Below are 3,484 nucleotides of genomic sequence, written 5' to 3'. Positions count from 1 at the left end.
CAGCCCGGTACCATCGGGCGTCCCCGAACCAAAGGTGAGCGCCTGCCGACCCTGGCCGAAGTGCTGACGGACAAGACCACTCGGTGGCAGCGCCTGACCGTGCCCGGCTGGTATGGCGAAGGCGAGCGCATTGTGGAGATCTGCTCCGACACCGCCGTCTGGCGCCATGCCGGCATGCCGGTCGTGCCGATCCGCTGGGTGCTGCTGCGCGACCCCGGCCAGCGGTTCGACCCACAGGCGCTGCTTTGCACCAACGCAGCGGAGGAGCCGCTGCAGATCGTCTGCTGGTTCGTCCAGCGCTGGCAGCTCGAGGTCACATTCCGAGAGGTCCGCGACCACCTCGGCGTCGAGACGCAGCGGCAGTGGTCAGACAAGGCGATCGCCCGCACCACACCCTGTCTGCTCGACCTGTTCTCGGTCGTCACCCTGATGGCGGCGCGCCTCACCAGCCGTGCCCAGCTCCGCGTCTCGGCCAGCGCCTGGTACCACAAGCAGCGGCCGACCTTTGCCGACAGCCTTGCCGCCGTGCGGCGGGAGATCTGGAGTGAGCAGGGTTTTGCGCTGTCCCGCCACTCCCCCGACGCTACGAAACTCCCGCCTGCCCTCCGAGAGGGCATCGCCTACGCCCTCTGCCACGCCGCCTAAATGGCCAAACTCGAGCTGAGACCCCGTTTGGGAAGTGTGCCCTCCGTCACCGCTGGGCTTTGCGGCTCTCGCTTGTAGTGCATCACGGTTTTTGCCGGTGCCGCATTGTGCTGGCATCGCCAACTGCCTGGCCTCTAGGCTCCGTCCGCCTCCCTGTCAGTTCCCCGGACCGAGGAGCGGTGGATGATGTCGGGCATCCGTTGCACATGTCTTCCGGAGTTGTTCGCGCAACGTGGCGTCAGACGGCGGCAGGTGTTGCGCGTCACCAGCGTCGGCTTCGTCGGCTCGCTGGTGGGCACCCTCGCTACCGCTGGACGCACGGCACGCGCCGCACCGCTGGCCGGCTCCCCGCCGGAGGTCGAGCGCCTGACGGTGACCATGGTCGCCGACAACTATCTCTTCCCCTTCCTCCCCTCCCAGACCCTCGGCGGGGTCAGGGTTGAGCGCTCAGGCGTCTCCGGCCGATCCGGCCTGCCGCCCCGCGACAGCCTCGCGGGCGAGTTCGGCCTCTCCATGCTCGCCGAATCGAGCCGGGGAGGCGAGACCCGCGCGGTGCTCGTCGACTTCGGCTACACGCCCGAGGTGCTGCTGAACAACATGCGGCTCCTTGGGATCGACCCGGCGCGCATCGACGCGCTGGTGCTGAGCCATGGGCACCACGACCACTTCGGCGGTCTGACTGGCCTCCTCGCCGCCAGCCGGGGCAGGCTGAGGCCCGGCCTGCCCCTCTTCGTAGGCGGAGAGGACTGCTTCTGCACGCGCCAGACCGCCGCGACCGGCGCCGATTTCGGCACGCTCGACCGGCGCGCGGTCCTTGACGCTGGCCTCATGCTCATGGTCGCCGAGGGACCGGCGCTCGCCGCCGACCACGCGGTCACATCCGGCCAAATTGCCTTGCGCAGCTTCGAGACGCCCCTGCGGCCCACGCGCGCGAGGACGGGGATCGTGGACGGCCTCGGGTGCGACCCTGCAAGGATGTCCGAGGCGAAGAACACGGGCGGCTTCGTTCCGGACGACTTCGAGCACGAGATCGCCACGAGCTATGTCGTGAAGCGGCGCGGCCTCGTCGTCCTCACCGCGTGCAGCCACCGCGGGGTGGTGAACGCAATCCGTCAGGCGCAGGAGGTGACCGGGGTGAGCAAGCTTCATGCTGTCATCGGTGGCTTCCACCTCGTCGCCCCGCCGCTGACGGAGGACTACGTCCGCAGGACCGTGCTTGAGTTGAAGGCAATGGAGCCCGACTTCCTCGTACCGGCCCACTGCGCGGGCGACCTCTTCTACGACCTCGCGCGTGTGGAGATGCCGGGCCAGGTCATCCGTTCAGCAGTAGGCACGCGCCTGACTTTCGGGGGGTAGCAGGCGTCGGCGGCCGGATGAGCCAAGCGGTGGAGCATGAGGCGGATTGCGGCCAGGGTGACCATCGCCTTGGAGACCTCGGGCAGCGCCTCGTAATCCTTGGATAGGCGGCGCCACCGTCCGAACCAACCGAGCGACCTCTCCACCACCCACCGGCGCGGCTGCACGACGAAGCCGGTGGTGCCTGCGACGCGGCGAACTATGAGCAGCACGAGACCCGCCAGAAAGCAGGCCAGCAAGGCCGCGAGGCGGTTGTAGATGCCGTCAGCGAACACTGCGCGGAGCCAGTTGTAGAGCGGCTTCACGCGCTTCAGCAGATCGCCAAGCTCGTCAGCGTCCTGGATGTCAGCCGCATGCACGACCACCCCGAGCAGTAGCCCATCCGTGTCCACCGTGACGTGGCGCTTGCGCCCCTTCAGCCGCTTGGCGGCATCCCATCCGCGCGGGCCGCCGCTCTCCGTGGTCCTCACGCTCTGGGTGTCGATGATTGCAGCCGTGGGGCTGGCCTCCCGCCCCGCACCCTCGCGCAGCGTGACCAGGAAATGGTGGCGGATGCTCTCCCACACGCCGTCCCGCAGGAAAGCGCGCAGGTAACCATACACCGTACGCCACGGGGGGGAAGGCCGGAGGCGGCGGCAGGTGCCGCCACTGGCAGCCGGTGCGCACGAGGTAGAAGAGCCCGTCCAGCAGGTTCCGGATGTCTGTCGTGCGCGGCCGCCCGCCCGACTTGGCGGGCGGGATCATCTGCTCGAGCAACCGGAACTGCTCATCCGTCAGGGCCTGGCGGCGCCCAAGTTCCCAACCCGTGCCCGATCAGCTGGCGTCCACATGGTGGTCTCCAGGAAGGAAACCGGTCGCAACGCCGCCCGAGGGACCAGAGTCAGCCCGTCAAACCAGCCCCGTCGCCCCTTCGCAAACGGGCACTGAGGCTGAGTGGATGGCTACACCGATCTGACTGAGGCTAGGCCGTGTGGACGGATTCCGTGGAGTTGAATCCTGGCTGGCTTCCCAGGCCGTTTCGTTGATGATTCATGATGCGCCGGATTGCGGGGGACCGGTGATGTTGACGCGGATGACCGAGCCGGACTGGGAGATGGTGCTGGAGGTGTTCCGAGCAGCACGCTCTCGGCGGGGCGACAAGGGACGGGACGACCGCCGTTTCCTCGAGGCGCTGCACTACTTCACGGTCCACAACATCACCTGGCGCGCCCTCCCGGCCGAGTTCGGCTGGTGGAACAGTGTCTGGAAGCGCTTCTGGCGGCTGTGAGGTGGTCCCCGGATTTCGGACAGGTGGGTAAGCTCGGTTCGCCTGTGAGAAGGACGGACCCGGATGACGGGCAAGCGGACGCGGTATTTGGCGGATTTCAAGGCGAAGGTTGCTTTGGAAGCGCTGCGGGGTGAGTTGACGACGGCGCAGCTGGCGGCCAAGCACGGCATTCACCAGACCATGGTGGGCGAGTGGAAGCGACAGGCCATGGAGGGG

General features: G+C 67.9%; 4 protein-coding genes and 2 pseudogenes. 4 read left to right on the top strand and 2 right to left on the bottom strand.

Annotated features, from left to right (window positions below):
* Together H7965_RS29180 and H7965_RS29175 are read left to right on the top strand one after the other, a co-directional pair.
* On the top strand, positions 1–645 hold a 645-nt coding region (locus H7965_RS29180), incomplete at its 5' end, for a hypothetical protein (protein ID WP_222440884.1).
* A gap of 186 nt (positions 646–831) precedes the next feature.
* Positions 832–2,001 (top strand): MBL fold metallo-hydrolase, encoded by a 1,170-nt coding sequence (locus tag H7965_RS29175; RefSeq protein WP_186774004.1) that lies wholly within the window; start codon positions 832–834, stop codon positions 1,999–2,001.
* Here the strand turns inward: H7965_RS29175 and H7965_RS29170 are convergent.
* Together H7965_RS29170 and H7965_RS32210 are read right to left on the bottom strand one after the other, a co-directional pair.
* Positions 1,923–2,606, bottom strand: a pseudogene (locus tag H7965_RS29170) (IS5 family transposase); the annotation flags it as partial. The gene H7965_RS29175 and the pseudogene H7965_RS29170 sit on opposite strands and share 79 nt — an antisense overlap.
* Before the next feature lie 19 nt (positions 2,607–2,625).
* Positions 2,626–2,778 (bottom strand): annotated as a pseudogene (locus H7965_RS32210) (transposase); the annotation flags it as partial.
* A gap of 295 nt (positions 2,779–3,073) precedes the next feature.
* On the opposite strand from H7965_RS32210, the gene H7965_RS29165 reads away from it, so the two are divergent.
* Positions 3,074–3,268 (top strand): transposase, encoded by a 195-nt coding sequence (locus tag H7965_RS29165; RefSeq protein WP_261394430.1) that lies wholly within the window; start codon positions 3,074–3,076, stop codon positions 3,266–3,268.
* Between the two features lie 63 nt (positions 3,269–3,331).
* The coding region (locus H7965_RS29160) for a transposase (RefSeq protein ID WP_186773716.1) at positions 3,332–3,484 on the top strand (153 nt) is incomplete at its 3' end.

The sequence above is a fragment of the Siccirubricoccus deserti genome, from assembly GCF_014283215.1.
Taxonomy (GTDB): Bacteria; Pseudomonadota; Alphaproteobacteria; order Acetobacterales; family Acetobacteraceae; genus Siccirubricoccus; species Siccirubricoccus deserti.
Note: the sequence above shows the minus strand (reverse complement) of the source record. Positions and strands in the feature narration are given on the sequence as shown.

Coding starts and splice junctions, on each gene's coding strand:
- H7965_RS29175 (WP_186774004.1), top strand. CDS start 832: ATGTCGGGCATCCGTTGCACATGTCTTCCGGAGTTGTTCGCGCAACGT.
- H7965_RS29165 (WP_261394430.1), top strand. CDS start 3,074: ATGACCGAGCCGGACTGGGAGATGGTGCTGGAGGTGTTCCGAGCAGCA.